Below are 26,699 nucleotides of genomic sequence, written 5' to 3'. Positions count from 1 at the left end.
CTCCGTCGTCACCAACGAAGCGCGTGAGACTCGACGGCTCAATTTCGATCCACCGTGCCCACACCCCCATCCCCGACCCTTCCCCCCTCAAGGGGGAAGGGGGCTGCAACGACGTTCTCTATTGATTGCGGCTCCTGCGATCCTGTTCGCTTCACGTTCGGCCCGCGCCAATGACGCCCATCCGGTGGCGGCCACGGTCAACGGCCCGGTTCGGGGCGTACGCCAGGATGGCATGCTGATCTTCAAGGGCGTGCGCTACGGCGCCGACACCGGTCCGCGCCGGTTCCGGCCGCCGGTCCGACCCACGCCCTGGACCCGCCCCCTGGACGCCTTCGCCCATGGCGCCGCCAGCCCCCAGCCGGGGTCGGAGCCGAACCAGAGCGAGGACTGCCTGTTCCTGAACGTCTGGACGCCGGGCCTGGACGACCGGCGGCGGCCGGTGATGGTCTATGTCCACGGCGGCGCCTATGCGACCGGATCGGGGTCCAGCCCGCTGACAGACGGGGCGCGGCTGGCGCGGCGACGCGACGTGGTGGTGGTGACGGTGAACCACCGGCTGAACCTGTTCGGCTATGCTTCGCTGGGCCGGTTCGGCGTCTTTCCCGACAGCGGCAATGTCGGCCAGCTGGATCTGATCCTGGCCCTGCAATGGGTGCGCGACAGCATCGCGGCCTTCGGCGGCGACCCGGCCTGCGTCATGGTGTTCGGACAGTCGGGCGGCGGGGCCAAGATCGCTGCGCTGATGGCCACCCCCGCCGCATCGGGTCTGTTTCATCGCGCCGCGACCATGAGCGGACAACAGGTGACGGCCTCCGGCCCCATCAACGCCATGACCCGCGCCCGCGCCTGGCTGGACGCGCTGGACCTCCCGCCGGAACGGGCCGACGAAGCGGCGCGCCTGCCGGTCGATCGTCTGTTGAAAGCGGCCGAGATCCGCGATCCGGTCCTGCCCTATGGCGGCCTGTATTTCGGGCCGGTGGTGGACGGGCGGACGCTGGACCGCCACCCCTTCTATCCCGACGCCCCGGCCCAGTCGGCGGGCGTGCCGATGATGATCGGCAATACGCGCGAAGAGACCCTGGCCTTCACCGGCGCCGATGTGGCGACCCTGGGCTGGGACGACCTGCCCGGCCGCATGACCCTGGCCCAGATGCGGGTGGACATCGCGCCCGAGCCGGTGATCGCCGAATACCGGCGGCTTTATCCCGACTACAGCCCCGGCCAGGTCTTCATCGCCGCCACCACGGCCGCCAGGTCGTGGCGCGCCGCGATCATCGAGGCCGAGCTGCGCGCCGAACAGGGATCGCCCGCCTTCGTCTATCAGCTGGACTGGCCCTCGACCCTGGCGGACGGGCGGCGGGGCGCGCCGCACGGATCGGACATTCCCCTGGCCTTCGACACTGTCGCCGCCGCCGGATCGCGGGCCGTGGGGCCGACGGCCCAGGCCATGGCCGACCGGATCAGCGGGGCCTTCGCCGCCTTCGCCGCCACGGGCGACCCGAACCATGACGGTCTGCCCGCCTGGGCGCCCTATACCCTGCCCCGGCGCCAGACGATGCTGCTGGACAACGCCTGCCGGATGCAGGACGACCCGCGCGGGGCCGAAAGACGGCTGTTCGCCCGCGTGCCTTACGTCCAGCCCGGAACCTAGCGCACCGTCCGCGCGCCCGCGCCGTTCAGCAGGGCTTCGACTTCCGCGCGCGACACCATGGCGCTGTCGCCCGGGGTGGTCATGGCCAGGGCGCCGTGGGCCGCGCCCCAGTCGACCGCCGCCTGAAGATCGCGCCCGTCCATCAGGGCCCAGGCCAGGCCCGAGACGAAGCCGTCGCCGCCGCCGACACGATCGAAGATGTCCAGGTCTCGCCGGACCTGCGCCTCGACCACCTGCCCCTCGGCCCAGGCGACGGCGCCCCAGTCGTTGCGCCCGGCGGTGGTCGGTTCACGCAGGGTGGCGGCGACGATCTTCACATTGGGATAGGCGGCGGCGAAGGCCGGGGCAGCGGCGCGGAACGGCCCCGCATCCAGGCCCGAGGACCGCGCCCCCGCGTCGAAATCCAGGCCCAGGCAGGTGGAGAAGCCGTGCTCGTCGCCGATCATCACATCGACGCTCTGGGCGATGCGGCGGTTCACGCGGCGGGCGGCGTCCGGGTCGGGATGGGCGTTCCACAGGCTGGCGCGATAGTTCAGGTCATAGGACACGATCACGCCGTGGCGTTTAGCCGCCTCCACCGCCTCGACCGCCGTTTCGGCCGTCGAAGACGACAGGGCCGCGAAGATGCCGCCGGTGTGCAGCCAGCGCACGCCTTCGTCGCCGAACAGCCGGTCCCAGTCGATCTCGCCCGGCCGCATCTGGGCGGCGGCGGAGTTGGCGCGGTCCGAAACCCCCAGCGCCGGGCGCAGGCCGAAGCCCCGCTCGGTGAAGTTCAGGCCCAGCCGGGTGTTGCGGCCCACGCCGTCGTGATCGCGCCACAGGATGTGCGACCGATCCACGCCCCCTTGCGCGATCAGATCGTCGGCCAACAGGCCCAGATCGTTACCCGGCAGGGCCGTGATCGCCGTGGCGCGCAGGCCGAACCCCTTGGCAAGGGCGCGGGCGACATTGTATTCGCCCCCGCCTTCCCAGACGTCGAACGACCGGGCGTTGCGCACGCGCCGTTCGCCGGGATCGAACCTCAGCATCACCTCGCCCAGGGCGGCGATGTCCCAGCGGCGGTCAACGGCGGAGGGGATGTTCAACGGTCGCGTCATGAGCCGAGCCTGAGGCCAGATCCCTGCAAAGAAAAGGGGCCGGAGCAGCAAGCCGCCCCGGCCCAGTCGGCGTTCAGGAGAGAACGATCCTCAGAAGCGGTACCGGGCGCCGACGAAGATCTGGCGGCCGGTGTGGTGATAGACCGAGGTGGACTGGCGGTCGTCGTCGCCGACCCACTGGTGGTTTTCCTCGTCGGTCAGGTTCAGCGCCTCGAACGTCAGCACGATGCTGTCGCTGAGGTTGTAGCTGGCGGCGGCGTCGACGGTCATGGTCTCGACCTTGCCTTCCAGGGCGTTGTTGTTGCGCCCCGGCACCTGCTGCAGATAGGCGTCGCGATAGGCCGCCGAGATCCGCGCCGAGAAACGGTCGTTCTCGTAATACAGGGTGGCGTTGTAGGCCTCGGGCGACAGGCCGACCATCTCGTTGACGATGAAGCCCGCCGGATTGGTCGGGTCGCAATCGACGCTGAGGCAGTAGGAGATGTCCGACGACACGCGGGTGTAGTTCAGCTGGATGCCGAAGTCGCTCCAGAAGCCCGGCAGGAAGCTGAAGGGCTGCTGATAGCTGATCTCGAACCCGGTCAGGTCGCCGCCGGGGGTGTTCACCGCCTGGGTCAGTTGGACCTGATCGGTCGGGCCGGAACACAGGGCGTTGTTGGTGCACAGCTCCGGCGCGAAGGCGATGGGGTTCATCGCCGTCAGGGCGGCGTAGTCATAATACTGCCGGCGCAGCTGGACGTAGGTGTTGATGTCCTTGGTGAACCAGGCGAACGACAGCAGGGATTCCGGCGCGAAATACCACTCTAGGCTCAGGTCCAGGGTGTTGGCGCGGTACGGCTCCAGCTCGACATTGCCGATCGAGGCGGTGTGGCCCGAGGCGGCGAAGGCCAGCGACGTCGTCGGCACCAGGAAGTTGGCCCCCGACAGCGAGCTGTTGATCGACGGACGCGCCATCACCTTGGCGGCGCCCAGGCGGAAGATCAGCTGGTCGGTCAGGTCCACCGCCAGGTTCAGCGACGGCAGGGTGTCATCGTACTCATTGGTCCCGGAAACCAGGGTGCCGCCGCCTACCGAGCTGTAGCCCTCGGCATAGAGTTCGGTCTTCACCTGACGCACGCCGATGTTGCCGCGGGTGCGGAAGCCCAGCACGTCCAGGTCGAAGTCGGCCTGGATGTAATAGGCCGTGTCCTCTTCGCGGACCAGGCGGTTGCCGCCGCGCGAGCTGCCGTTCTCGATGGTGTACAGGCGGAAGTCGCCGCCCGGCACGCCGGTGTCGCAGTTGCAGTAGATGTTGAACAGGCTGGCGATGGCGCCCAGGTTCGGAATGACCCAGGACGTCGCCGAACCCGACGGGGTCAGGCCGCTGCCGAAGCCGGTCAGCAGGGTCGAGATGTCGGCCACCGTGGTGCCCGTCGGCAGGCGCGGCACCAGAAGCTCGCCGTCGCTGCCCGTCCCGCGCCGATACTCATAGGCGTCGGATTCATAGGTCTTCCAGTTGCCGCCGAAGCGCAGCGTCCACTGGTCGTTGACGTCGTAGGTGAAGTCCAGCTGGGCCGCGTCGAAGGTGTTCTCCACCCCTTGCGGACGGATGCGGATTTCCGAACGCGGCGCCGACATCGAGTTGGCCGCAGTGCCCAGGGACACGTCGCGCCATTGCCAGGCGTTCGGGTCGGCGACGTCGAAGCCCCAGTTGATCAGCGGGCTGTTCGGATTGCCGCGGAAGTCCCAGCTGAAGCCCTGGGCGTTCTGGCGGTCCAGGGTGACGGTGGTCTGCTGGTCGTTCTTGAAGTCCGACGTGGCGCGGCCCAGGTAGGCGCGCATGCTGAAATTGTCGCTGAACTGATGGTCCAGCGTCAGGCTGTGCTGGACGTATTCGGTGCTCAGGGTGTCGAACCGCTGTTCGGCGCGCACATCGACGTTGTTGAAACGGCCATAGACCAGGGCGCCGTTTTCGACCACCGCTTCCAGAACGTGGATCTGCGGCTGGCCGCCGTTGTCGCGGTTGCGGCTGAACGACAGGGCCTGCAGGAAATTCTCCTGCCGGGTCGAATCGAGGTTCGAGTACAGGAGATCATAGCTGATCGTCGTGCCTTCGCGCGGGCGGAACTGGATGGCGCCGGTGAAACCGGTGCGCTCCTGCTCGTGCACCAGCCGGCCGTAGCGCGGCAGGCGGGGGATGAAGACATTGGCGTTGTTCGCCGTCTGATAGGCCGACACATTGGCCGGGTTGTTGGCCGGGCGCGGAATGCCGGTCACGCAGTTGGCGGCGTTCGAGCCGATGCCCGAGCTGTTGCCCGGGGTGACCGGCGTGACGCCCACGGGGCTGCAGAAGCCGCCGTTCTGGGCCGTGGCGCGATCCCAGCGGACCGTGCTGAAACCCTCTTCGAACAGGCTGCGCTCGCTGTAGGCGACCGAGACCAGCACACCGATCATGCCGTCGGCGAAGGTGTTGCTGATCAGGCCGGCGAAGCGCGGGTTCCAGCTTTCGGACAGGTCGTTGTAGCCGTACTGGACCGAGGCGGCGGCGCGGAAGCCGTTGTAGTCGAACGGCCGCGTCGTCTGCAGATCGATGGTCGCGCCCAGCGAACCTTCCTCGATCATGGCCGCCTGGGTCTTGCGCACCCGGATGTTGTTGAACAGCTCCGAGGCGAAGATGTTGAAGTCGAAACCCCGGCCGCGGTTGGCGCCGCCCGAGGAATCGGTGCCGCCGGTGGTGGCCTGGGCCTCCATGCCGTTGATGCGGGTGCGGGTGAAGTCGGCCGACAGGCCGCGCACCGTCAGGCTGCGGCCTTCACCGGCGTCGCGGTCGATCGACACGCCGGGGATGCGCTGGATCGACTCGGCCAGGTTCAGGTCCGGGAAGTCGGCGATGTCCTCGGCCGAGATGGCGTCGACCATGTCGGTTTCATTGCGCTTGATGTTCAGCGCATTGTTCAGGCTGGCGCGGAAGCCGGTGACGATCACCTCTTCGACTTCCGTGGCCTGTTGCGGCGTGGATTGCGCCGAGGCCGAGACGGCCCCCAGCGTCATGGCGATGGCGAGACCCGAAGTCCCGGCGATCAGCGAGCGGCGCAGGGCGCGGCCCCGCGTATGAACTTGCGACATATGCCTCCTCCCATAGGGCACGGACGCCGGGATTTGCCCCGGTCTGTCTTTTAGTGGAAGCGTCCCCCTTTGGCGGCGCCCCTTGTTGACACCGGTGTCATGATGGGGCGCTATGGCTCCTGACACCGGTATCAAAACGGACCCTAACCCGATGATCGTCGATCTGGCAACCCTGCGTCTGCACAGTCGAGTGACGGGCCGCGCCGTCTGCATCGGACTGGCCCTGTGTGCGGGGCTGGCGGATTCCGTCCTGGCCCAGGACGGCGCCCTGGCCTTTCCCGGCGCCGAAGGGGCGGGCCGATTCTCCCTGGGCGGACGCGGGGGCGTGGTCGCGCGGGTCACGAATCTGAACGATTCCGGCCCCGGCAGTCTGCGCGCCGCGATCGAGACGCGCGGCGCGCGGACCATCGTCTTCGACATCGGCGGGACCATCGTTCTGCAGTCGCCGCTGACCATCCGGCAGGGGCGCCTCACCCTGGCGGGACAGACGGCGCCGGGCGGGGGGATCGCGCTGCGTGGCCAGCCCCTGATCATCGCCGCCGACGATGTGGTGGTGCGTCACCTCCGTGTCCGCCTGGGCGACGAAGGCGGCAGTCAGGAGGACGCCGTATCCATAACGCGCGGGCGCCGCATCATCCTGGACCACATCTCCGCCTCGTGGTCGGTGGACGAGACCCTGTCCGCCGGCAGCCGCTATGATGCGCCCGAACGCGGCATCTATGACGTCACCGTTCAATGGAGCCTGATCGCCGAATCCCTGAACGCCTCGGGCCACGACAAGGGGGCCCACGGCTATGGCTCGCTGCTGCGCGGCGGCCACGGCGCGCGCATGACCTTCCATCACAATCTGTGGGCCAACCATCAGGCGCGCATGCCGCGTCCGGGCAACTATAATCCGCCCGCCGTCGATGCCGAAGGGCCGCGCTTCGAGTTCCGCAACAACGTCTTCTACAACTGGGGCGGGTCGCATGCAGGCTATAACGCCGACACCGACAGCCACGCCGCCTACGCCTTCATCGCCAACGCCTATGTGCCGGGGCCGGATTCGCGCGGGCGCTGGGCGTTCCATGAGAGCAATCCCCTGGCCCGCGCCTGGTTCGAGGCCAACAGCATGGACGGCGCCGTTCCCGACGATCCGTGGCGCCTGGTGCGCGACGGCGACCGCCCCGGCTATCGCCTGCCCGCCCGCCCCGACTGGGCCGATGCGGCGACCCACACGGCGCAAGAGGCCGCCGACGCCGTAATGGCCCGCGCCGGCGCCGGCCCAGTGCGCGACGCGGCGGACGCCCGCATCATCGCCGGCGTGCGCGACCGCACCGGCCGCATCATCGACAGCCAGGCCCAGGTCGGCGGCTGGCCCGATCTGGCGCCGGGGGAACCCTGGATCGATGGCGACGGCGACGGCATGCCCGACGCCTGGGAAATGGCCAACGGCCTGAACCCCGCCGATCCGACCGACGGCCCGGCCGATCGCAACGGCGACGGCTTCACCAATCTGGAAGACTGGCTGAACAGTCTGGCGGACTAGCGCGCCAGCCAGCCGCCATCGACCGGCAGTATGGTCCCGTGCACATAGGCGGCCGCGTCGCTGGCCAGGAAGACCGCCGCACCCGCCAGATCCGCCGGATCGCCCCAGCGCCCGGCCGGAATGCGGCCCAGGATGTCGCGGTTGCGTGTCTCGTCGGCGCGCAGGGCCTCGGTGTTGTTGGTGGCGAAATAGCCCGGCGCGATGCCGTTGACGTTGATCCCTCGCCCCGCCCATTCGCAGGCCAGAAGGCGCGTGATCCCCGCCAGGCCGCTCTTGGACGCCGTATAGGACGGCACGCGGATGCCGCCCTGGAACGACAGCATCGAGCAGATGTTGATGATCTTGCCGCCGCACCCGCCCGCGACCCAGGTGCGGGCCACGGCCTGGGACAGGAAGAAGGCGGTCTTCAGATTGGTGTCGATCACCGCGTCCCAGTCTTCCTCGGTGAAGTCCAGGCTGTCGGCGCGGCGGATAATGCCGGCGTTGTTGACCAGAATGTCCACCGGCCCGGCCTGGGCCGCCACATCCGCGATGGGCGCCGTCGACGACAGGTCGGCCGCGATGGCCTTGAAGCCCCGACCCAGGGCGCGGACGGCGGCCTCGGTCTCGGTCGGCGCCGAACGGCCCACGGCCACGATGTCGGCCCCCGCCTGGGCCAGACCCACGGCGATAGCCTGGCCCAGGCCGGTGTTGGCGCCGGTCACCAAGGCGCTGCGGCCGGTCAGATCAAAGGAAACGCTCATGTCGGGACCGTCCAGGCGGGCTGCGAATTGCTTCGATAGGTAACCGGTGTCATAAGCCTATGCAAACCCCTGGACGTTCGCTCGCCCGCAGACTTCGCCTGGAGACACCCCATGAAGATCGCCCTCATCACCGAAAACAGCCAGGCCGCCAAGAACGGGATCATCCACGAGGCCCTGACCTCGGTGGCCGAGCCGCTGGGCCATCAGGTGTTCAACTACGGCATGTACACGGCCGAGGATAAGGCGTCGCTGACCTATGTCATGAACGGCCTGCTGACCGGCGTCCTGCTGAACTCGGGCGCGGCGGATTTCGTGGTCACCGGCTGCGGCACCGGCATGGGGTCCATGCTGGCCTGCAACAGCATGCCGGGCGTGTTCTGCGGCCTGGTGATCGACCCGACCGACGCCTTCCTGTTCGCCCAGATCAACGATGGCAACGCCATCTCCATGCCCTACGCCAAGGGCTTCGGCTGGGCGGCCGAGCTGAACCTGCAGGACGTCTATCGCAAGCTGTTCGACGGCGAGCGCGGCCTGGGCTATCCCAAGGAGCGGGCCGAGATCATGGCGCGCAATCGCGGCATCCTGAAAGCGCTGAAGTCCGTCACCTGCCATGACATGCTGACGGTGCTGAAGTCCGTCGATCAGGACCTGCTGAAGGCCGCCGTGGCCGGCGAACGGTTCGGCGAATATTTCTTCGCCAACGCCACCGACGACGCTATCCGCGACTATGTGAAGGGCCTGGTCGGCTGACCCGCCGCTGAGACCCCTCGGCTGCGGCGGATGATGAGGCCCGCCGCAGCCTGGGCGGCTTGGCTCAGGCCGGTTCGCCCTGACGGCGCCACAGCATCAAGCCGCCGCCGCCCGCCAGCAGCAACGCCAGCAGGATCATCGCCCATTCCGTCAGGGTCGGCACCGTCGGAACCAGGAAGGACGGCGCGGCCGCCACCGAGATTTCATAGGTGTTGGGCGACCCGCTGCCGACGCCGCCCGAGACGTAAAGGGTGGTGGTGGCGTCATCCAGATAGATGCTCTCGATGCCGTTGACCGCCAGGGCCGAATACTGGACCGGCGTGCCGCCGGCCGGACCGACCGTATAAACCTTGCCCGACCCCAGGGCGCCGCCGTCGGAAATGAACATGATGTTGCTGGTCGGCGAACGCGCCAGCCCCCGCGTCGAGGTCATGCCGCCGCCGCTGGCGAACACCGTCCCGCTGGCGCAGGGCGCAACGCAGTTGGTGGGATAGCGCACGATCCGCAGATTGTCGGAATCGCCAACATACAGAAAGCCGTCCGTCCCGACCTCCAGACCCGAAGGTCCGTTCAGATTCACCGCCGCCGCCGCGGTCGCGAACGTCGTGATGCCCGCGCCGGTCAGGTCCGTCCGGCGCACGATGTCGCCATCGTAGCCGCTGATGAAGACATACGAATTGACCGGATCGACCGCGACGCCATAAACGCCGCCACCGGTTCCCAGCGCCACGAACAGGGTTTCGCCGCAGCCGGCCAGGGTCGTGCAGCCGGCGTTGTACCGATAGACGCCGCCGTTAGTGGAGCCGCCCAGAAGACTGCCGTCCGGCAGCATCGCCAGTTCCCGATATTGACGCGCGCCACTGATCAGCACCGGCGCACCAGCCGGCGTGGGCAGATAATAGAGGCCCGTGTTGGAGGCCACATAGGCCGCCCCGCCGGGCGCCAGCACGATAAGGTCGGTCGGCTGGCCGACGACGGATGAATAGGGCGACGCGGTCTGCGCCGAGGCGACCCCGGCAGAACCGCACAGGGCCACAAGCGACAACAGGCCGGCGGCCATGCTGTTGCACCAGAATTTCGAGATCATTTTTCCCCCCGACCTTGTCGGCGCATCAAGCTTAATCGCGTCGCAAACCCTTCGATAGTGGACATTTTTGAGACGCTCGCGATCACCGATCTGCGAAGCGGAACGGGTGTCGCCTCAGGAAATCCGATGTTCGACCGCCGCCATCAGCGTGGTGAACATGCCCAGAAAATAAAGCGCAAACCCGTCCGCGAAGGCCGGGTTCAGAACCAACACGCCCGTCTTGTCGCCCACGGTCGTCAGGCCGGCGTCGTGCAGCCTCTTCAACAGCCGACGCGCGTGGGTTCGCGATACGCCCAGACGCCGGGCCAGATGGGTGATGTTGACCGACACCTCGCCCTCGGGACGGTCGAAACCCGCCTGAAACGCCGCCTCTGCCAGGGCATAGGCCAGCATCAGCCCCATCGAGTGCGCTCCGATCCCGCCCAGGGGGTCGATCAGCTCCTGATCCAGCGTCGCCGCCGCCAGATGCCGTCGCGCCAGGAAGCCGACGATGTCCTCGAACACCGCCGGGTCGTCATAGGTCTGAACCAGCCGACCCACCCTGGGATCGATCAGGCTCAGGCTTTCCAACTCGATCCGATAGCAGGTGCGATAGGCCTCGATCATGGCCGGTTCGGGCGCATATCGGCGCTGGCGGCCGCTGCGGAAATCATCGCGCGGAACGATCAGGCCGGCCGACTGCATCCGCGCCAGAACGGCCGTGGCGCGCCCGGCGCTGAACAGGTCGCGGGCCGCCTCCTGAAGACCCCGGTGATACAGCCGGTCCGTCGCATGCAGATAAAGCGCCAGCACCCCCAGCGCATAGGTCGGTATGTCGTCCATGCAGCGATAGAAGCCCGGATCCGCGTCCAGAATCGCCAGCGCCCCCCGGATCGAGTGGCGCACGGCGGCGTCGAAACCGGGCGGGATAGAATAGGGAAAGGCTGCGGTCGTGTCGGCTTCAAGCGCCGATCGGGGTGGCGGGACGGACGCCATGGCGCGGACCGTTCGATCAAGAGGGTTGAGGGCGTTGTCCGAAGGCGAAAAGCCATGCCCAAGCCGTGGGCCGGCGACCTTCCGCGCACGGACGGGGTTATCATGCAAGACCCCGATGCGCCACAGATCGCCGTTACGTGATCAGGCGAAACTCAAGATCGAGGCGGGGCCGCGGAATCCCGGACCACCAGCGACGGAATGATCTCCGGCTGGTCCAGGGCGGCGGGGTCCAGGCCCCGGCTGCGGGCCGTCAGCTTTTCGGCCGCCATCCGCCCCATGTCGCGCACCGGCAGGCGCACGGTCGTCAGGTTTGGCCAAACGCGCGACGCCATCGGCAGGTCGTCGAAGCCGACGATGGACAGGTCGAACGGCACGTCCAGGCCCCGGTCGCGCGCCGCCTTCATCACCCCGATGGCCATTTCGTCATTGCCGGCGAAGATGGCGGTGGGCGGGTCCGGCAGGGCCAGCAGATCGGCCGCCGCCTCGGCGCCGGATTCGAACGTATAGGCCCCGCGCCGCACATAGGCCGGGTCAAGCGTCAGGCCGTATTCCGCCAGACCTTCGGAAAACCCCCTGCCCCGTTCGTGTGACGAGCGGAAGCTGTCGGGGCCCGAGATGAAGGCTACCCGCGTGTGACCCAGCTGGGCCAGGTGGCGCGCGGCCTCGGCGGCGCCGCGACTGTCGTTCGTCACCACCATGCGCGCCGGTTCGTCCAGCGACACCGAGGCGATCCGCACATAGGGACAGTCCGCCTGACGCAGCAGGGCCACGACCCGTTCGTCCTCCGACACCGACGGCGGCATGACCACGCCGAACAGCTTTTGCCGCACCACAAAGCCTTCGACATCGGCCAGGAAGCTGTCGGCGGCGCGGTTGCAGGGGTGGACCACCAGCTCCAGGCCCGAGCCGCGCACGGCGTCCAGCACCCCCTGCTGCATGTTCACCACATAGTTGGGGCTGGGATTGTCGTAGATCATCCCCACCAGGAACGACCGCCGGAAGGCCAGGCCCCGCGCCTGAGGGTCGGGACTGAAGCCGGATTCCGCGATCACCGCCTCGACCTTGGCGCGGGTCTCCTCGCGCACGAAGGGCGAGTTGTTGATGACCCGGCTGACGGTCTTTTTCGAGACGCCCGCCAGGCGCGCCACATCATTGATGGTCGCGGGCTTGCCGGGGCGGCGGGGGTCGTTCAAGCGGTCGTCCTTTTCATCGAACGATGAATCTAGCCTCGGTTGCGGCGGCTGTCAGGCCCCCATCAGGTTCCGCGGCGCTGGGCCGGCCGATCCAGCACCTCGTCGCGCATAGGCGTCATGAAGCGCAGATCCCAGTCGTCGGGGTTGAAGGCCTTGCGCGTCGCCTCGGTCACGGCCGGATAACCGCCGACCCGGTCTTCGTGATCGATGATCTCGCCGCGCCCCTCGGCCACCTCGGCGATCAGCAGCACGTCGCGCATGTCGCGGTCCCACGGCCGGGCGCCGACGTTGCGCAGCACCGCCACCTGCACCTGTTCGGCCGGCATGGGCGTCAGGCCGTCCCACCACACCGGCGGGCGGCGGGTCTCGATGATGCGGGCCGGGGCGGTGGTGTAGCGGCCGAACATGCGGATCGGCTCGCCCACCTGGTCCACGGCGATGTTGTCGCGGCCATAGTATTCCACGTCGCCCGCCCCGCCGATCATCATGAAGGCCAGACGGTCGGTCGGGGTCGACGGCCCGGCGCGCAGCACGTTGCCGACCACGCTCATCTTGCCGACCTCGAACGGGACGTCGCCCCATTCCTCGGGCGCCAGGTTGTAATGGATGGCGCGCGGGCCGGGATTGTAGATCAGGTTGTTGACGATCACCCCGTGCACCCCGCCCTTGAACAGGGGGCTGCGCTCATAGTTGTGGGCGTACAGATTGCCGACGATCAGCAGGCCGGCGACATTGTCGTGGATCAGCGACCCCTTGGAATGCTCGCCCTTGGAATGGGTCGAGTGGGCCAGGCTTTCGCCGATCAGATTGTTCGAAAAGGTGATGTTGTGGCTGGTGCCGCGACGCCATTCCTCGGGCGTCGAGCCGGTGAAGCGCGGGCCGGACGCCGACAGGTTCTCGTCGGTGGCCCAGGTCAGGCTGCAATGGTCGATGATGACATTATAGGCGCCGACCGTGGCGATGCCGTCTTCGTCCCAGCCGCTCATCCAGCCGCCGCCGGCCGAGCCGGGGCGGATGCGGATATGCTGCACGATCACGTCGTGGCCGCGGATGTCCATGCCGCCCCGGATCAGGGTGATCCCCGGCGAAGGCGCCGTCTGGCCTGCGATGGTGATGAAGGGGTTGCGCAGCACCAGCGTCTTCTTGCCCAGGTCGATCACACCCCCGACCTCGAACACCACAATGCGCGGCCCCTCGGCCTCGATCGCCGCGCGCAGGGAGCCCGGCCCCTCGCTGTCCAGATTGGTCACGCGAATGATGCGCCCGCCCCGCCCGCCGGGCGTCTGGGCCGCCCAGCCCAGGGCGCCGGGGAAGGCCGGCAGCGCCGCCTCGGCCGTCGCCGGCGTCGCCTGCCGGGCCAGGGCCGGTCCCTGGGGCGTCAGCATCAGGCCGATCACGGCCGCGAGGCCCGCAGCAAGGGCGGGAAAACGGAATCGGGTCATGGCGTCCTTCCTATCGCACCGTCGCCTTAAGGCCGCGACGTTCTGCGTGAAGCCGAACGCGAGGGTTCGACGCAAATGAAATTGACACCGGTTTCCTTCCTGCGCAATGTCTCCCGCAACGGGAGGAAGCGTGAAACACGCAATCGTCAGAATTCAGGGTCCAGCCACGGCCGGGCGCACGGCGTCGCAACGGAGCGCATCGGCATGAGCGTGCCCGCACCGGACACCGGCGCACCCACGGCCGTCGCGGTCGCGGACGTCTTTGTGACCGCCCGGCGCGGCGCCCGCGCGGTGACGGCCTATCCCGGCCCGACGCCGGCCGACATGGCCGCCGCGTACGCCATTCAGGACGCGGCCATCGCCGCCTGGCCCGACCGGGTCGCGGGCTGGAAGCTGGGCCGCATCAACCCGCCGCACGACACGACCTATGGCGCGGGGCGCCTGGCCGGGCCGATCTTCGCGCGCAACATCTGGCAGGCCGGCGCCGCCCCCACCCGCTTCGGCGTCATCGACGGCGGCTTCGCGGCGGTCGAGGCGGAGTATGTGCTGGAGCTGGGCCAGGACGCGCCCGTCCGCGACGACTGGACCGCCCAGGCCGCCGCCGATCTGGTGGCCCGCTGCTGGATCGGGGTCGAGATCGCGGGCAGCCCCTTCGCCGGCATCAACGACCATGGGCCGGCGGTGACGGCCTCGGACTTCGGCAACAACGCCGGCCTGATCCTGGGCCAGCCGATCGATGACTGGCGTGCGCGGCTGGACGGCCTGACCTGCGCCATGCAGATCGACGGGGCCGAGATCGGGCGCGGCGGGGCGGCGTCCATTCCCAACGGGCCGCTGGACTCCCTGGTCTTCCTGCTGAACCTGCTGACGCGGCGCGGTCGTCGGCTGGAGGCGGGACAGCTGATTTCGACGGGCGCCGCCACCGGCGTCCACGCCATTCGCGCCGGACAGTCGGCCCGCGCCGACTTCGGCCCGGACGGCGCCATAGACTGTATGGCCGTGGAGGCGCGGCCGCTGGACTGAAACATCGCCCGCAAGGGCGCGCGGTCAGGTCGCCGTCAGAGCGTCCGCCGCCGGGAGGAAGGGAAACACTGATGACCACCCGTCGAAGCCTGGCCCTGGCCGGCCTGACGCTGACCGGCCTGACGTTGGCGGGCTGCACACGCCCGGCCGCGTCGGACGGCTCTGTCACCTTCAAGGCGGTGGACGTGCACCCCGGCGACTTCCCCACCGTCATGGCCGTGCAGTGGATGGGCGAGGAGCTGGGTCGCCTGACCGGCGGGCGGCTGGGCATGCGCCAGTTTCCGTCGGGCCAGCTGGGCAATGAGGACGATTCCATCGGCCTGGCCCGCTATGGCGCCATCGACATCTGCCGGGTGGCCACCGCCGCCCTGAACAACGCCTTTCCCGAGACGCGCATCCTGTCGCTGCCCTATGTTTTCCGCGACGTGGCGCACATGCGCGCGGTGGTCGACGGCCCGGTCGGCAGCGAACTGCTGAACGTGTTCGAGCATCACGGCCTGGTCGGACTGGCCTATTACGACGCCGCGCCGCGCTGCCTGTACAATGTGCGCCATCCGGTGTCCGAGCCGGGCCAGATGCACGGGCTGAAGATCCGCGCGCCCCAGTCGGACATCTTCATCGAGACCCTGCGCGCCATGGGCGCCAACCCCACGCCGCTGACGTTCGGGGCCGTGTTCTCGTCGTTGCAGACCCATCTGATCGATGGGGCCGAGAACAACTGGCCCGCCTATCAGTCCAGCCGCCAGTTCGAGGTGGCCCGCTACTGGTCCGAGACCGACCACTCCTTCTCGCCCGACGCCCTGCTGATCTCCAAGGCCAGCCTGGACCGGCTGACGCCCGCCGACCGCGACCTGGTGCGCGACGTGGCCCGCCGTTCGGTTCAGGTGATGCGCCAGGGCTGGGACCAGCGCTCGGCCGAGGCGCGCGCCGCCGTCACTGCCGCGGGGGTCCAGGTCAACGCCGTCGACAAGGCCGCCTTCGCCGCCAGCGTGAAGCCCATGCTGGACCGTCACCTGTCCGAGCCGCGTCTGCGCGGCCTGCACGATCGCATCGCGGCCGCCTGACCGGCGCGGCCGACCAACCTTCGACCGACCTTCAGAGGAGGGGTCCGATGTCATCCTTGCAACTCGGCGTGCGGCGCACGCTGGACAGGGTGTCCGCCAGCGCCATGATCTTGGCGGCGGCGGCGCTGTTCTTCATGAGCCTGATCCAGGCCTGGCAGGTGTTCGCGCGCTATGTGCTGAACGACAGCCCCGGCTGGACCGAGCCGGTGGCCCTGTTGCTGATGAGCTTCACCGTCATGCTGGGCGCTTCGGTGGCCGTGCGGCGCGAGGCCCACTTCGCCTTCCAGACCCTGCTGCACGCCCTGTCGCCGATGCGCCAGACGGTGCTGAAGACCGTCAGCCGGCTGATCGCCGCCGCCTCGGGCTTCGGCCTGATGGTGCTGGGCGGGCGGCTGATGATCGATGACTGGAGCGTGGCCATGGCCGGGGCGCCGCTGCCGTCGGGGCTGAAGTTCGCGGCCCTGTGCGTCGGGGGCGCGCTGATCCTGATCTTCTCGCTGGAACGGCTGGCGTTCGGCGACTTCAAGGCCGAGGGGGAAGGCTGACCATGGAATACATCATCCTTTTCGGCACCCTTTTGGTCCTGCTGGCCATCGGCGTTCCCGTGGCCTTCTGCCTGCTGTCGGCCACCCTGGCGACGGTTCTGTATCTGGCCCTGCCGCCCATCGTGGTGTTCCAGCAGATGGGGTCCGACATCACCTCGGTCGCCCTTCTGGCCATTCCACTGTTCATCTTCACCGGCGAACTGATGATGAAGGGCGGGCTGTCGGACCGGATGATCGCCCTGGCGTCCTCCATGGTCGGCCATGTGCGCGGCGGCCTGGGCCAGGTGACGGTGACCGGATCGACCCTGTTCGGCGGCGTGTCCGGCTCGGCCATCGCCGACGTCTCGGCCATCGGCGGCACCATGATCCCCCAGATGCAGAAGCGCGGCTATGACAGCGACTACGCCGTCAATGTCACCATCTCGGCCGCCCTGGTGGCCCTGCTGGTTCCGCCGTCGCACAACATGATCCTGTATTCGGCCTCGGCCGGGGGCGGGGTGTCGATCTCGGACCTGTTCGCCGCCGGCATGATCCCGGCCCTGACCCTGGCGGTCGGCCTGATGATCACCGCCTATATCGTGGCGCGTCGTCGCGGCTATGCGGCCGAGGCCTTCCCCGGCTTCCCGGCCGTGGCCAGCCGCCTGGTCGCCGCCATTCCCGGCCTGCTGCTGGTCGTCATCATCTTCGGCGGCATCCGGGCGGGCATCTTCACCGCCGTGGAAAGCGCCGCTGTCGCGGTCATCTACGCCCTGATCGTGACGGGCGTGGTCTATCGCCACTTGAAATGGAGCGCCTTCAAGGACGCCTGCATGGGCGCGGCCCGCACCTCGGGCATGGTGCTGTTCATCATCGGCTGCGCCGGCGCCTTCGGCTGGCTGATGGCCTATCTGCAGATCCCGGCCGCCATGGTCGATCTGCTGCGCGCCATCACCGACAATCCGATCCTGGTGCTGCTGTTGATCAACATCGTGCTGCTGCTGCTGGGCACCTTCATGGACATGGCGCCGCTGATCATCATCTGCACGCCCATCTTCCTGCCGGTGGCCAAGGCGTTCGGGGTCGATCCGGTGCAGTTCGGGGTCATCCTGCTGCTGAACTGCGGCATGGGGCTGATCACGCCGCCGGTCGGCAGCGTGCTGTTCGTCGGCTCGGCCATCGCCAAGATTCCGATGACGGCGTCGCTGCGCACCATCTGGCCCTTCTGGCTGACCTGTCTGGCGGTGCTGATGCTGGTGACCTTCGTGCCGGCGATGTCGCTGTGGCTGCCGTCGGTGTTCAAATAAGGCGTTCGGCCACGACGGCGGCGTAGGGGCCGAAACCCTTTTCGCCGCCGTTCACCGCCTGGATTGCGCGCCAGCCGTCCGGCAGGCGCCAGTCCACGGCCTCCCCCGTCGGGTTGAACGCACACAGCAGGGCCCCCGCCCCCTGCCCCCGCTGGAAGACGATCAGGGGCTCGGGCGCCTCCACCGGCCGATAGGCGCCGGTCCGCAGCGCCTCATGGGCCTTGCGCAGGGCCACCAGACGGCGGGTCAGGCTCAGCATCGACCCCGCATCCGCATCCTGCGTGGCGACCGACAGCGACGGATGGCGCGCATCGACCGGCAGCCATGGCTCGGCCGTCGAAAACCCGGCCCAGGGCGGCTGCATCGTCCAGGGCATGGGGGTGCGGGCGCCGTCGCGCCCCAGGGTGCGGGGCCAGTTGGCGATGGCCTCGGGGTCCATCAGCCGATCAAAGGGCACATCCGCCTGGGGCAGACCCAGTTCCTCGCCCTGATACAGGAACACCACCCCGCGCAGGCACAGCAGAAGCAACAGGGCCATGCAAGCGGCCGCCTCCCGATCCGCGCCGGGCGCCCAGCGCGACACCGCGCGCGGCGCGTCGTGGTTGGAGAAGGCCCAGGCCGGCCAACCCGCGTCTTCCGGCCACTCAGCCATCGCCGCATGCACCCGCGCGGCGCTCAGGTCCGGCGCATACAGGAAGTCGAAGCCATAGGCGGTGCTAAGCCGCCCCGGCGTCACATAGGCCCGCCGCTCGGCCCCCGAGTCTGCGCCGGGAATCTCGGCCACGGTGAACCGGCCTCCATAGGCATCGGTCAGGGCGCGCACCCGCGCCAGGAAATCCAGCATCTGGGGCTGGGACTGATTATGCAGATGTTGCTGGAAATCGAACGGCCGGGTGCGCGGCCACACCCCCGTGCCCGGCGGCTGGGCCGGATTGTCGGTCAGGGCCGGATCGTGCATGGCGAAATTCAGGGCGTCCAGCCGGAACCCGTCCACCCCCCGATCCAGCCAGAAGCGCGCCACATCCAGCAGGGCGTCCCGCACCGGCCGGTGGTGCAGGTTCAGCTGCGGCTGGGCCGACAGGAAGTTATGCATGTAATACTGGCCGCGCCGCGCGTCCCAGGTCCAGGCCGGGCCGCCGAACACGGACTGCCAGTTGCTGGGCGGCGATCCATCGGCCTTGGCGTCGGCCCAGACGTACCAGCCGGCGCGGTCGCCCGTGCGGTCTTCACGACTGGCCTGGAACCACGGATGCCGGTCCGAGGTGTGGCACCAGACCTGATCGATCACGACCTTCAGCCCCAGGGCGTGGGCGCGGGCCACCAGGGCGTCGAAATCGTCCAGCGTCCCGAACATCGGATCGACGCCGCAATAATCGGCCACGTCATAGCCGAAGTCGGCCATCGGCGACGGATAGAAGGGCGACAGCCACACCCCGTCCACGCCCAGGGATGCGACATGATCCAGCCGGGCCGTGATCCCCTTCAGATCGCCGACGCCGTCGCCGTCCGTGTCCTGAAAGCTGCGCGGATAGATCTGGTACAGAACCCAGCCGCGCCAGTCGTCGCCCGCCATCGCATCCTCCGAACCGCCAGACTGGACCGCATCGCCGGCCCGCGCCAGAGCATGGCTTCCACCGTGTGAACGCCCCCGGCGGCCGGTCGTAAAGGCTTAACCGCGTTCGTGAACGGGACCGCAAGCGGACCGGGCCTAGGGTCTGATCACGGACGAAGAAACGTCCGCGCCAGCCAGGTTTGCTTCATGCTGTTTCTTCTGAACGACGTCGTGTTCGATCTGGACGAGGCCTGCCCGGTCACGCCCGCCGACGCGCGCCGGTTCGAACGGCTGGGCTTCGACTATGTGCTGGAGCTGGGCTGCGAACTGTTCGCCGAAGACCCCATGCTGCACGTCAACGATCCGGGCCGGGCGCGCCGCCTGGCCTGGCTGATCGCCGACCGCGCGCCCGAGATCAACGCCGCCCTGTTCGCCGCCGACGCCGCCGGCTGTGCGCCTGAACTGGTCGAGCCGCGCTTCTGCGCCCTGCCGACCGCCGTGATCGAACAGCTGTCGACCAAGGCCCGCCGCGGCCGCCTGGACGCCACGACCTGCGACAAGGCCGTGTGGAACCGCATGGCGGCCTGAGGCCGGCAGGCGACGCTTGAAGCCACACCGATCCTGCGCTTAGCTTTGGGCTGGGGCTGACGGGATTTCGGGACGACCAGGATGACAATCGGTAAAACCCTGCGCGGCATGGCTGCGACGCTGGCTATGGCGGGGGGGCTTCTGGCCATGGCCGGACCGGCCGACGCCGGATGGCTGCGCGCCGAAAGCCAGCGGTTCATCGTCTATTCCGACGGTTCCGAACGTCCGCTGCGCGACTTCGTGCAGAAGCTGGAAAGCTATGACCGCCTGCTGCGCTTCCGCTCGGGGCTGGATCCAGAGGCGGCGCCGGACCGCAAGCTGCCCATCTATCTGGTGCGCGATCGGCGCGGGCTCAGCCGCGTGGCGCCGGGCATCGGCGACGGCGTGGGCGGCTTCTACACCCCCAGCGACGAAGACATCTACGCCATCGCGGTGAACGAGACGACGACGGCGCGGGGCCGTTCGCCCCAGGCGTTGAGCGGTGAAACCATACTGCTGCACGAATACGCCCACCATTTCATGCTGGGCAATTTCGGACGTCTTTATCCGGCCTGGTTCATCGAAGGCTTCGCCGACTTCTACGGCAACACCGACATCGAGGCCGAGATCACCTACATCGGGCGCCACTCGAACAACCGCATGGCCTGGTTGCGCGAAGGGTCGTGGATCGACATGGAGGAATTCCTGGCGAACCCGATGTGGAAGGTGAACCGCTATCGCGCCGGCACCTACTATCCGATCGCCTGGCTTCTGACCCACTGGTTCATGAGCGACACCGCTCGCACGGCCCAGCTGGCCGAATATCTGCGTCTCTATGGCGACGGCATGGGTTCGGTCGAGGCCATGCAACAGGCCACGGGCCTGACCCCGCAACAGCTTCAGGCCCAGCTGCGCAGCTATTCGCGCGGCGCCTTGAACTATACGGGCCTGCCGATCCGCTGGCCCGAGGCGCAGATCAGCATCACTCGCATGCCGGAATCGGCCGACGACCTGTTGCTGCTGGGCCAGCGCCTGGCGCGGGACAAGCTGCCCGAGGCCCAGGCCGCCGACACCCTGGCTCAGGTGCGCCGTCTGGCGGCCAAATATCCCGATGACGGTCTGGCGCTGCTGACCCTGGGTCACGTCGAAGCGGACTATGGTGACAAGGCGGCCGCCGAAACCGCCTTGAACCGACTGCTGGAGATCGAACCGGGCAATGTGCGGGCGCTTCAGCTGCTGGCGTCCATACGCATGGCCAAGGCCGCCGAAGAGGGCGCCGACAAGCCCGCCTTGATGGGTCAGGCCCGCGCGTATCTGGGCCGTGCTTATCGGCTGGACGACGCCAACTACACCACCTTCCTGATGCTGGCCCGGTCGCGCGAAGGCGCCGAGGGCTATCCGAACGAGAACGACCTGGCGACCTGGGAATTGGCCCAGCAGTTGGCGCCCCAGCTGCCCAGCGCGCGTCTGGGTTATGCCAGCGCCCTGATCGCCGTCGATCAGAAGGACCAGGCGGTGGACCTGCTGCAACCCCTGGCCAACAATCCGCATGATCGCAAAAACGCCCATGCGGCGCGGGTTCTGATCGCGCGCGCCCGCGGGGAGCCCGAACCCCCGGCCGAGGAAGATGGCGAAGAGGACGAGGACTCCTGACGTCCCGGATCGGGGGCGGTCGTGACTTTCAGGCCTTGGCGCGCTAGGTCCGCGCGCGCCAAGGATCCTGCATGTCGAAACTGACCCTGAACGAAGAAGCCGGCCGTCGCCGGACCTTCGCCATCATCGCCCACCCCGACGCGGGCAAGACCACCCTGACCGAGCATATCCTGCTGGCGGGCGGCGCCATCCGCGCGGCCGGGGCCGTGCGGGCGCGCGGCGAGAACCGGCGCACCCAGTCCGACTGGATGAAGATCGAGAAGGAGCGCGGCATTTCCGTCAGCGCCTCCGTCATGACGTTCGAGCACGACGGCAAGATGTTCAACCTCTTGGACACGCCGGGCCACGAGGACTTTTCGGAAGACACCTATCGCACCCTGACAGCCGCCGACTGCGCCATCATGGTGCTGGACGCCGCCAAGGGTATCGAGCCGCAGACGCTGAAGCTGTTCGAGGTCTGCCGCCTGCGCGACATCCCGATCATCACCTTCATCAACAAGCTGGACCGCGAGGCCCAGGACCCCATGGCGCTGCTGGACGAGATCGCCAGCCGCCTGCAACTGGACCCCGCCCCGATCTGGTGGCCGGCCGAAAGCGGCAATCGTCTGCGCGGCATGGTCGAGGTCACGACCGGCCGCTTCCAGCCCTATGCCAAGAAACCCTCGGGCGCCGCCGAGGACCCCGGCCACCCCGAGGCCCTGTCGCTGGCCGAGGCCGGCCAGTATTTCGAGGCGGGCGAGCATGAGGCGCTGATCGAGGCTCAGGAATTGGTCGCGGCGGGCTATCCGACCTTCGACCGCCAGTCCTTCCTGGAAGGCCATATGACGCCAGTGCTGTGGGGGTCGGCGCTGCGCCATTTCGGCATCGACGAGCTTCTGGCCGCCATCGGCGAATGGGCCCCGCCGCCCAGGGTCATGCCGGCGAAGAAGGAAGCCCCGCCCGAGACCCGCAACGCCCCCGCCTCGGTCGAAATGACCGTCGATCCGGGCGCCAGCGAAGTCACCGGCTTCGTCTTCAAGGTCCAGGCCAATATGGACCCCAACCACCGCGACCGCATCGCCATGTTCCGCATGGCCTCGGGCCGGTTCCAGCGCGGCATGAAGCTGAAGGTCCAGAACACGGGCAAACAGCTGTCGGTGAACGCGCCCATCATGTTCTTCGCCAGCGACCGCGAGCTGGCCGAAGACGCCTATGCCGGCGACGTCATCGGCATTCCCAACCACGGCGTCCTGCGCGTCGGCGACAGCCTGTCGGAAAGCGGCATGATCCGCTTCGCCGGCCTGCCCAATTTCGCGCCGGAGATCCTGCAACGCGTCCGGGTCAAGGATCCGCTGAAGGCCAAGCATCTGAAGAAGGCGCTGGAAGGCCTGGCCGAGGAAGGCGTGACCCAGCTGTTCCGCCCCGAACTGGGCTCCGACTTCATCGTCGGCGCCGTGGGCCAGCTGCAGTTCGAGGTCATGGCCGACCGTCTGGGCGAGGAATACGGCCTGGACGTCATCTTCGAGCCATCCCCCTACGCCGAGGCGCGCTGGATCGGCGGCGATCGGGCCGACCTGGAGGATTTCGCGGGCAAATACCGCCCCCAGATGGCCGTCGACATCGACCAGGCCCCGGTCTTCCTGGCCAAGTCCAGCTGGGAGACCGGCTATGTCATGGAACGCTTCCCCAAGGTGGCCTTCACCAAGACCAAGGAACGGGGATAACCCCGCTTTCGCCGTCTTCCCTCCGTCACCGCGTCATGATCTGATGGCGTGATCGACGCTGGGAACGTCTTCGGGGGCGTTTTCTGGGGCGTCGTGGAGAATGGCGATGATGCTCGGCCTCGGCCTGGCCCTGGTTCTGGCGGCGCAACAGGCGCCGGCCCTGACCTCTTACGAGGAGATGGTGCGCTGCGCCGGCCTGACCCAGGCGGCGTCCGAACTGGCGGGCGGCGAAGGGGCCGAGGCCAAAGCCCTGATGGATGCGGCGCTTTACTGGTCGCTGACGGCGCTTCAAGCCGCGACCGCCGCCGGCAAATCGCCCACCGTCGCCGAAGCCGACCAGACCCGCGCCCGCATCCAGTCGGTGCGCCTGCTCAGCAGCGGCGCGCCCGAGGCCCGCGCCGCCCTTCAGACCTGCCGTCAGCGCGTGCCCGACCTGGGCTGATCGAACTTCCGGCCCCGCACGGCGTTGCCCTTGCAACAGGGAGGCTCAGTGCGTGCAAACGGTCCCGTTACGGGACGTAAGGGCCTGCGTTCGATGTTCGAGTTCGGCAAGGATCTGCGAAAGATTTTCGCCCAGGCGCGCGAAAGCGACGACCTGAGCTGGCTGGAGCTGATCGGCGTCGATCTGGTCGAGGTCGAGGCCCGGCAACAGGCGATCGACGCCGGCCGCGTCTCTTGCCGCCACCCGTTCGAGGCGTCGCTGCGGGCCTCGGCCCTGTGGCGCGAACATGCGCGGCGCCGGGGCGCAACGGCCAGCCTGGATCGCGCCGCCGCCGCCGTCGATGAGGCCCGCGCCCGCGCCAATGGTCATCAGGGGATCGAGGCGCATATGGAAGCCGTGCGCATCGACATGCTGCGGTTCGACCTGTGCGGCGGCCCCGATCTGCTGGAGCGCGCCCTGGGCGTCATCGCCGACCTGGGTCGTCCGCGTCGGGAACAGGACGCCTCGGCCGCCGCCGCCCTGCATGCCCGGCTGAGCGCGCGCCAGGCGCGGCTGAGCGGCGATCCGGCGGCCCTGCTGGACGCCGCCGCCCTGTTGGACGCCGCCCTGCACGGCCTGCAATCCGCCCCGGCGGATCATGTCGAGGATGTGCGGCTGGACCGCGCCGCCCTGGCGCTGGAGGCCGGGGTCGTGCGCCGCGATCCGCGTCTGCTGGATCAGGCCGGCCGCGACCTGACCGCCCTGGTGGAGGGCGCCTCGCCCGACTATCGCCCCCTGACCCGCGCCCGCGCCCTGGCCCTGTGCGGGGCGGGCCTGTGCGCCCTGGCGACCATCGCCGAAGACGAGGCCGCGCGCCTTCAGGGCCAGGCCCTGTTCGACGCCGCGGTGGACCAGTTCACCCCCGACCACAGCCCGCTGGACTGGGTCGCCATCCAGATCCTGCAAGCTGGCGATCCGCGCACCCCGCAAAAGGCGCTGGCCCAGGCCGAGACCCTGACGGCCGGCGGCGGCCTGATCCTGGGCGCCCTGGCGCGCGACGCCTGCGCCGAACAGCGGGTGCGCGAGGCCGAGGATCAGGGCGACCTGGCGGCCCTGGCGGCCATCGCCGCGCGCGTTCGTCTGCGGCTTCAGACCGAGGATGCGGCCAAGGCGCCGCTGGACTGGGCCGCCGACCAGATCGCCCTGGCTCGCGTCGGCCGCGCGGTGGAGCGGCTCAGCGGCCACGCCCCGCCGGGCGTCGCACTGGCCCTGGCCGAGGCCGCCGCCATCGCCGGCGAACTGGGCGCCCCGACCCTGGCCCGCCGGGCGGAGGCCCTGATGACGCCTGTCGGGATCAGCCGCCCAGGGCGGTGAACGGCCCGTTCAGCAGGGCCGGCTTGCCATAGCGCAGGGGTTGGCCGTCCGGCGCCAGCACGCGCCCGCCCGCCGCCTCCAGCACCGCCTGGCCAGCCGCCGTGTCCCATTCCGACGTGGGTCCGGTGCGCGGATAGGCGTCGAAGCGGCCTTCGGCGACCAGGCAGAATTTCAGCGAACTATCCATCCCCTGCCAGCCGACACAGCCATGCTGGGTCGCCAGTCGCTCGGCCGCCGCATCGTCCATGCTGTGACTGACCAGGGCGACCGCGCGCTCGGGCCGGGCACGTACGCTGATCGGCCGCCAGTCCTCTCCATAGCCGCGCATGACCGCGCCTTCGCCCGGCCGCGTGGTGGCCCAGGTCAGGCCCAGGGCCGGCGCCGACACCACCCCGGCCACCGGCGCGCCGTCGCGGATCAGGGCGATGTTGACCGTATAGGCCTCGCGCCCCTGGACGAAGCCGCGCGTGCCGTCCAGCGGATCGATCAGCCAGAACAGGGACGCCAGCGATCCGGGCTTGCCGCCGGCCTCGACCTGTTCTTCGCCCACCGCCTGCACGCCGGGCCAGCGGTCGGCCAGGGCGGTCAGGATCAGGGCCTCGGCCTCGCGGTCGGCGCAGGTCACGGGGCTGGCGTCGGCCTTGGTTTCGGCCGCCACGCCGGTGCGCCAATAGGGCAGGATCACCCGTGCGGCCGCCTCGGCGATGTCGGCGATGGCCGGGCCCAGGGCGCTGCTGTCCAGGTCGCGGATCAATTCGGTCGTCATCGACGCTGCCTTAAACCGTTCCCCCGGTTTCAAGAACCGGCAAATCACGTCAGCTTGCCGCCCCATGACCGAGACCGCATCCTCCACCGACCTGGCCACCCTGGTCGCCGCCAAGCTGTGCCACGATTTCATCAGCCCCGCGGGCGCCATCGTTTCCGGGCTGGACCTGCTGAACGACCCGTCGGCCCAGGACATGCGCGACGACGCCATCGGCCTGATCGACCAGAGCGCGCGCAAGATGGTGGCCCTGGTGCATTTCGCCCGCGTGGCCTTCGGCGCCGCCACCACCAGCGAACGGTTCGACGGGCGCGAGCTTCAGGGCCTGGTCGCCGGCATGACCGAGGGCGGCCGCTCGACCGTGGACTGGCAGGTCGATGATCGGTCGTTCTCCAAACCCCAGGCCCGCGCCCTGGTCAATCTGGCCTATCTGACCGCCGCCGCCCTGCCCGCCGGCGGGATCGCCGTGGTCACGGGGCGCGAAGACGACGGCGCCCTGGTGCTGGAAGGCGTGGCCGAGGGCGCCCGCGCGCGCCTGAAACCCGAAGCCGCCGAGGGTCTGGCCGGTCGCCCGCTGAGCGAGGGCCTGCAAGGCCAGTGGATCCAGCCCTACTGGCTGTGGCTGACGGTCAAGGAGGCGGGCGGCGACCTGACGGTCGTGGCCGAGGGAGGCCGTGTGGTCCTGACGGCGCGCATGCCGCTTTAAGGCGGTTCACCAACGGCTCGTTAACCCGCCCCGGTCACACTGACGCGCAGAGCCATGCCGCTCGATTCGCCATGATTTCGCCAGGCGCCGGAACCCGGACTTGACCGTCAGAACCTGCCTCATCGTCGATGACAGCCGGATCATCCGCAAGGTGGCCCGTCGCATCGTCGAGGGTCTGGGGTTCGAGGTCGACGAGGCCGCCGACGGGTCCGAGGCCCTGGCCTATTGCGCCGCCACCCTGCCGGAACTGGTTCTGGTCGACTGGAACATGCCGGTCATGGACGGCCTGACCTTTCTGCGGCGGCTGCGGGCCCTGCCCGGCGGCGATGCGCCCAAGGTGCTGTTCTGCACCATCGAAACCCGCGCGGACCGTATCGCCGAGGCCCTGACCGCCGGGGCCGACGACTATGTGATGAAGCCGTTCGACGGCCAGATCCTGGAATCCAAACTGTCCGGGGCGGGGGTGCTGTGACC

Annotated in this window: 23 protein-coding genes; 14 read left to right on the top strand and 9 right to left on the bottom strand. The window is 68.9% G+C overall.

Translation table 11 applies throughout. The annotated features are described in order from the left end of the window. Positions 1–184: 184 nt before the first annotated feature. Positions 185–1,651 (top strand): carboxylesterase family protein, encoded by a 1,467-nt coding sequence (locus Q0581_RS04560; RefSeq protein ID WP_324523749.1) that lies wholly within the window; start codon positions 185–187, stop codon positions 1,649–1,651. On the opposite strand, the gene Q0581_RS04555 is transcribed toward Q0581_RS04560, so the two are convergent. After that, positions 1,648–2,736 (bottom strand): sugar kinase, encoded by a 1,089-nt coding sequence (locus Q0581_RS04555; RefSeq protein ID WP_298698012.1) that lies wholly within the window; start codon positions 2,734–2,736, stop codon positions 1,648–1,650. The two genes, Q0581_RS04560 and Q0581_RS04555, sit on opposite strands and share 4 nt — an antisense overlap. A gap of 102 nt (positions 2,737–2,838) precedes the next feature. Further along, positions 2,839–5,853, bottom strand: a complete 3,015-nt coding sequence (locus tag Q0581_RS04550; RefSeq protein ID WP_298698011.1) for a TonB-dependent receptor — start codon at positions 5,851–5,853, stop codon at positions 2,839–2,841. 151 nt (positions 5,854–6,004) lie between these two features. On the opposite strand from Q0581_RS04550, the gene Q0581_RS04545 reads away from it, so the two are divergent. Beyond that, positions 6,005–7,381 carry a pectate lyase gene (locus tag Q0581_RS04545; RefSeq protein ID WP_298698010.1) on the top strand — a complete coding sequence of 459 codons (1,377 nt, stop codon included), beginning with the start codon at positions 6,005–6,007 and terminating at the stop codon, positions 7,379–7,381. Here Q0581_RS04545 and kduD read toward each other — a convergent pair. Continuing rightward, the gene (kduD, locus tag Q0581_RS04540) at positions 7,378–8,124 is read right to left on the bottom strand and encodes a 2-dehydro-3-deoxy-D-gluconate 5-dehydrogenase KduD (RefSeq protein WP_298698008.1); all 747 of its coding nucleotides are present in this window, start codon (positions 8,122–8,124) and stop codon (positions 7,378–7,380) included. The genes Q0581_RS04545 and kduD overlap by 4 nt on opposite strands. A gap of 111 nt (positions 8,125–8,235) precedes the next feature. Between kduD and Q0581_RS04535 the strand changes: the two genes are divergently transcribed. Then, on the top strand, positions 8,236–8,874 hold the full coding sequence (locus Q0581_RS04535; RefSeq protein WP_298698006.1) for an RpiB/LacA/LacB family sugar-phosphate isomerase: 639 nt from the start codon (positions 8,236–8,238) through the stop codon (positions 8,872–8,874). Between the two features lie 64 nt (positions 8,875–8,938). Here Q0581_RS04535 and Q0581_RS04530 read toward each other — a convergent pair whose 3' ends face one another. The 4 genes from Q0581_RS04530 to Q0581_RS04515 all read right to left on the bottom strand — a co-directional run bounded on the left by Q0581_RS04530 (position 8,939) and on the right by Q0581_RS04515 (position 13,571). Next, the gene (locus Q0581_RS04530) at positions 8,939–9,961 is read right to left on the bottom strand and encodes an IPTL-CTERM sorting domain-containing protein (RefSeq protein WP_298698004.1); all 1,023 of its coding nucleotides are present in this window, start codon (positions 9,959–9,961) and stop codon (positions 8,939–8,941) included. A 114-nt stretch (positions 9,962–10,075) separates the two neighbouring features. Continuing rightward, positions 10,076–10,936, bottom strand: coding sequence for a hypothetical protein (locus Q0581_RS04525; protein ID WP_298698002.1), 861 nt, complete (start codon positions 10,934–10,936; stop codon positions 10,076–10,078). 152 nt (positions 10,937–11,088) lie between these two features. Further along, on the bottom strand, positions 11,089–12,129 hold the full coding sequence (locus Q0581_RS04520; protein WP_298698000.1) for a LacI family DNA-binding transcriptional regulator: 1,041 nt from the start codon (positions 12,127–12,129) through the stop codon (positions 11,089–11,091). A gap of 62 nt (positions 12,130–12,191) precedes the next feature. Then, the gene (locus Q0581_RS04515; RefSeq protein WP_298697998.1) at positions 12,192–13,571 is read right to left on the bottom strand and encodes a pectate lyase; all 1,380 of its coding nucleotides are present in this window, start codon (positions 13,569–13,571) and stop codon (positions 12,192–12,194) included. Between the two features lie 204 nt (positions 13,572–13,775). Between Q0581_RS04515 and Q0581_RS04510 the strand changes: the two genes are divergently transcribed. From Q0581_RS04510 to Q0581_RS04495, 4 genes are all read left to right on the top strand, one after another. Next, positions 13,776–14,594, top strand: coding sequence for a 2-keto-4-pentenoate hydratase (locus tag Q0581_RS04510; protein WP_298697996.1), 819 nt, complete (start codon positions 13,776–13,778; stop codon positions 14,592–14,594). A gap of 71 nt (positions 14,595–14,665) precedes the next feature. Continuing rightward, a complete protein-coding gene (locus Q0581_RS04505; protein ID WP_298697995.1) occupies positions 14,666–15,658 on the top strand; it encodes a TRAP transporter substrate-binding protein in 993 nt (330 codons plus the stop codon). Positions 15,659–15,705: 47 nt separating this feature from the next. Further along, positions 15,706–16,203, top strand: a complete 498-nt coding sequence (locus Q0581_RS04500; RefSeq protein WP_298697993.1) for a TRAP transporter small permease — start codon at positions 15,706–15,708, stop codon at positions 16,201–16,203. Between the two features lie 2 nt (positions 16,204–16,205). Further along, positions 16,206–17,486: a TRAP transporter large permease gene (locus tag Q0581_RS04495; RefSeq protein WP_298697990.1), complete on the top strand. Its 1,281-nt coding sequence runs from the start codon at positions 16,206–16,208 to the stop codon at positions 17,484–17,486. Here Q0581_RS04495 and Q0581_RS04490 read toward each other — a convergent pair. Further along, positions 17,479–19,059, bottom strand: coding sequence for an alpha-amylase family glycosyl hydrolase (locus tag Q0581_RS04490; RefSeq protein WP_298697988.1), 1,581 nt, complete (start codon positions 19,057–19,059; stop codon positions 17,479–17,481). The genes Q0581_RS04495 and Q0581_RS04490 overlap by 8 nt on opposite strands. A gap of 186 nt (positions 19,060–19,245) precedes the next feature. Here Q0581_RS04490 and Q0581_RS04485 point away from each other — a divergent pair, with 186 nt between their 5' ends. From Q0581_RS04485 to Q0581_RS04465, 5 genes are all read left to right on the top strand, one after another. Next, on the top strand, positions 19,246–19,626 hold the full coding sequence (locus tag Q0581_RS04485; RefSeq protein ID WP_298697986.1) for a hypothetical protein: 381 nt from the start codon (positions 19,246–19,248) through the stop codon (positions 19,624–19,626). An 81-nt stretch (positions 19,627–19,707) separates the two neighbouring features. Then, positions 19,708–21,258 (top strand): hypothetical protein, encoded by a 1,551-nt coding sequence (locus tag Q0581_RS04480; protein ID WP_298697984.1) that lies wholly within the window; start codon positions 19,708–19,710, stop codon positions 21,256–21,258. Between the two features lie 71 nt (positions 21,259–21,329). Continuing rightward, positions 21,330–22,961, top strand: a complete 1,632-nt coding sequence (locus Q0581_RS04475; RefSeq protein ID WP_298697982.1) for a peptide chain release factor 3 — start codon at positions 21,330–21,332, stop codon at positions 22,959–22,961. Positions 22,962–23,067: 106 nt separating this feature from the next. Continuing rightward, positions 23,068–23,403: a hypothetical protein gene (locus tag Q0581_RS04470; RefSeq protein ID WP_298697980.1), complete on the top strand. Its 336-nt coding sequence runs from the start codon at positions 23,068–23,070 to the stop codon at positions 23,401–23,403. Positions 23,404–23,451: 48 nt separating this feature from the next. After that, entirely contained in the window at positions 23,452–24,756 is a 1,305-nt protein-coding gene (locus Q0581_RS04465; protein ID WP_298697978.1) for a hypothetical protein, read from the top strand. Here the strand turns inward: Q0581_RS04465 and cysQ are convergent. Next, positions 24,737–25,522, bottom strand: coding sequence for a 3'(2'),5'-bisphosphate nucleotidase CysQ (gene cysQ, locus Q0581_RS04460; RefSeq protein ID WP_298697975.1), 786 nt, complete (start codon positions 25,520–25,522; stop codon positions 24,737–24,739). The two genes, Q0581_RS04465 and cysQ, sit on opposite strands and share 20 nt — an antisense overlap. A 64-nt stretch (positions 25,523–25,586) precedes the next feature. On the opposite strand from cysQ, the gene chpT reads away from it, so the two are divergent. Continuing rightward, on the top strand, positions 25,587–26,225 hold the full coding sequence (gene chpT / locus Q0581_RS04455; protein ID WP_298697973.1) for a histidine phosphotransferase ChpT: 639 nt from the start codon (positions 25,587–25,589) through the stop codon (positions 26,223–26,225). A 100-nt stretch (positions 26,226–26,325) separates the two neighbouring features. Then, positions 26,326–26,697 (top strand): response regulator, encoded by a 372-nt coding sequence (locus tag Q0581_RS04450; protein ID WP_298697971.1) that lies wholly within the window; start codon positions 26,326–26,328, stop codon positions 26,695–26,697. Positions 26,698–26,699 lie beyond the last annotated feature (2 nt).

The sequence above is a fragment of the uncultured Brevundimonas sp. genome, from assembly GCF_937863155.1.
Lineage (GTDB): Bacteria > Pseudomonadota > Alphaproteobacteria > Caulobacterales > Caulobacteraceae > Brevundimonas.
This window is presented reverse-complemented; position numbering and strand designations above follow the sequence as displayed.

Coding starts and splice junctions, on each gene's coding strand:
- Q0581_RS04550 (WP_298698011.1), bottom strand. CDS start 5,853: ATGTCGCAAGTTCATACGCGGGGCCGCGCCCTGCGCCGCTCGCTGATC.
- Q0581_RS04545 (WP_298698010.1), top strand. CDS start 6,005: ATGATCGTCGATCTGGCAACCCTGCGTCTGCACAGTCGAGTGACGGGC.
- kduD (WP_298698008.1), bottom strand. CDS start 8,124: ATGAGCGTTTCCTTTGATCTGACCGGCCGCAGCGCCTTGGTGACCGGC.
- Q0581_RS04535 (WP_298698006.1), top strand. CDS start 8,236: ATGAAGATCGCCCTCATCACCGAAAACAGCCAGGCCGCCAAGAACGGG.
- Q0581_RS04530 (WP_298698004.1), bottom strand. CDS start 9,961: ATGATCTCGAAATTCTGGTGCAACAGCATGGCCGCCGGCCTGTTGTCG.
- Q0581_RS04525 (WP_298698002.1), bottom strand. CDS start 10,936: ATGGCGTCCGTCCCGCCACCCCGATCGGCGCTTGAAGCCGACACGACC.
- Q0581_RS04515 (WP_298697998.1), bottom strand. CDS start 13,571: ATGACCCGATTCCGTTTTCCCGCCCTTGCTGCGGGCCTCGCGGCCGTG.
- Q0581_RS04510 (WP_298697996.1), top strand. CDS start 13,776: ATGAGCGTGCCCGCACCGGACACCGGCGCACCCACGGCCGTCGCGGTC.
- Q0581_RS04505 (WP_298697995.1), top strand. CDS start 14,666: ATGACCACCCGTCGAAGCCTGGCCCTGGCCGGCCTGACGCTGACCGGC.
- Q0581_RS04500 (WP_298697993.1), top strand. CDS start 15,706: ATGTCATCCTTGCAACTCGGCGTGCGGCGCACGCTGGACAGGGTGTCC.
- Q0581_RS04495 (WP_298697990.1), top strand. CDS start 16,206: ATGGAATACATCATCCTTTTCGGCACCCTTTTGGTCCTGCTGGCCATC.
- Q0581_RS04490 (WP_298697988.1), bottom strand. CDS start 19,059: ATGGCGGGCGACGACTGGCGCGGCTGGGTTCTGTACCAGATCTATCCG.
- Q0581_RS04485 (WP_298697986.1), top strand. CDS start 19,246: ATGCTGTTTCTTCTGAACGACGTCGTGTTCGATCTGGACGAGGCCTGC.
- Q0581_RS04480 (WP_298697984.1), top strand. CDS start 19,708: ATGACAATCGGTAAAACCCTGCGCGGCATGGCTGCGACGCTGGCTATG.
- Q0581_RS04475 (WP_298697982.1), top strand. CDS start 21,330: ATGTCGAAACTGACCCTGAACGAAGAAGCCGGCCGTCGCCGGACCTTC.
- Q0581_RS04470 (WP_298697980.1), top strand. CDS start 23,068: ATGATGCTCGGCCTCGGCCTGGCCCTGGTTCTGGCGGCGCAACAGGCG.
- cysQ (WP_298697975.1), bottom strand. CDS start 25,522: ATGACGACCGAATTGATCCGCGACCTGGACAGCAGCGCCCTGGGCCCG.
- chpT (WP_298697973.1), top strand. CDS start 25,587: ATGACCGAGACCGCATCCTCCACCGACCTGGCCACCCTGGTCGCCGCC.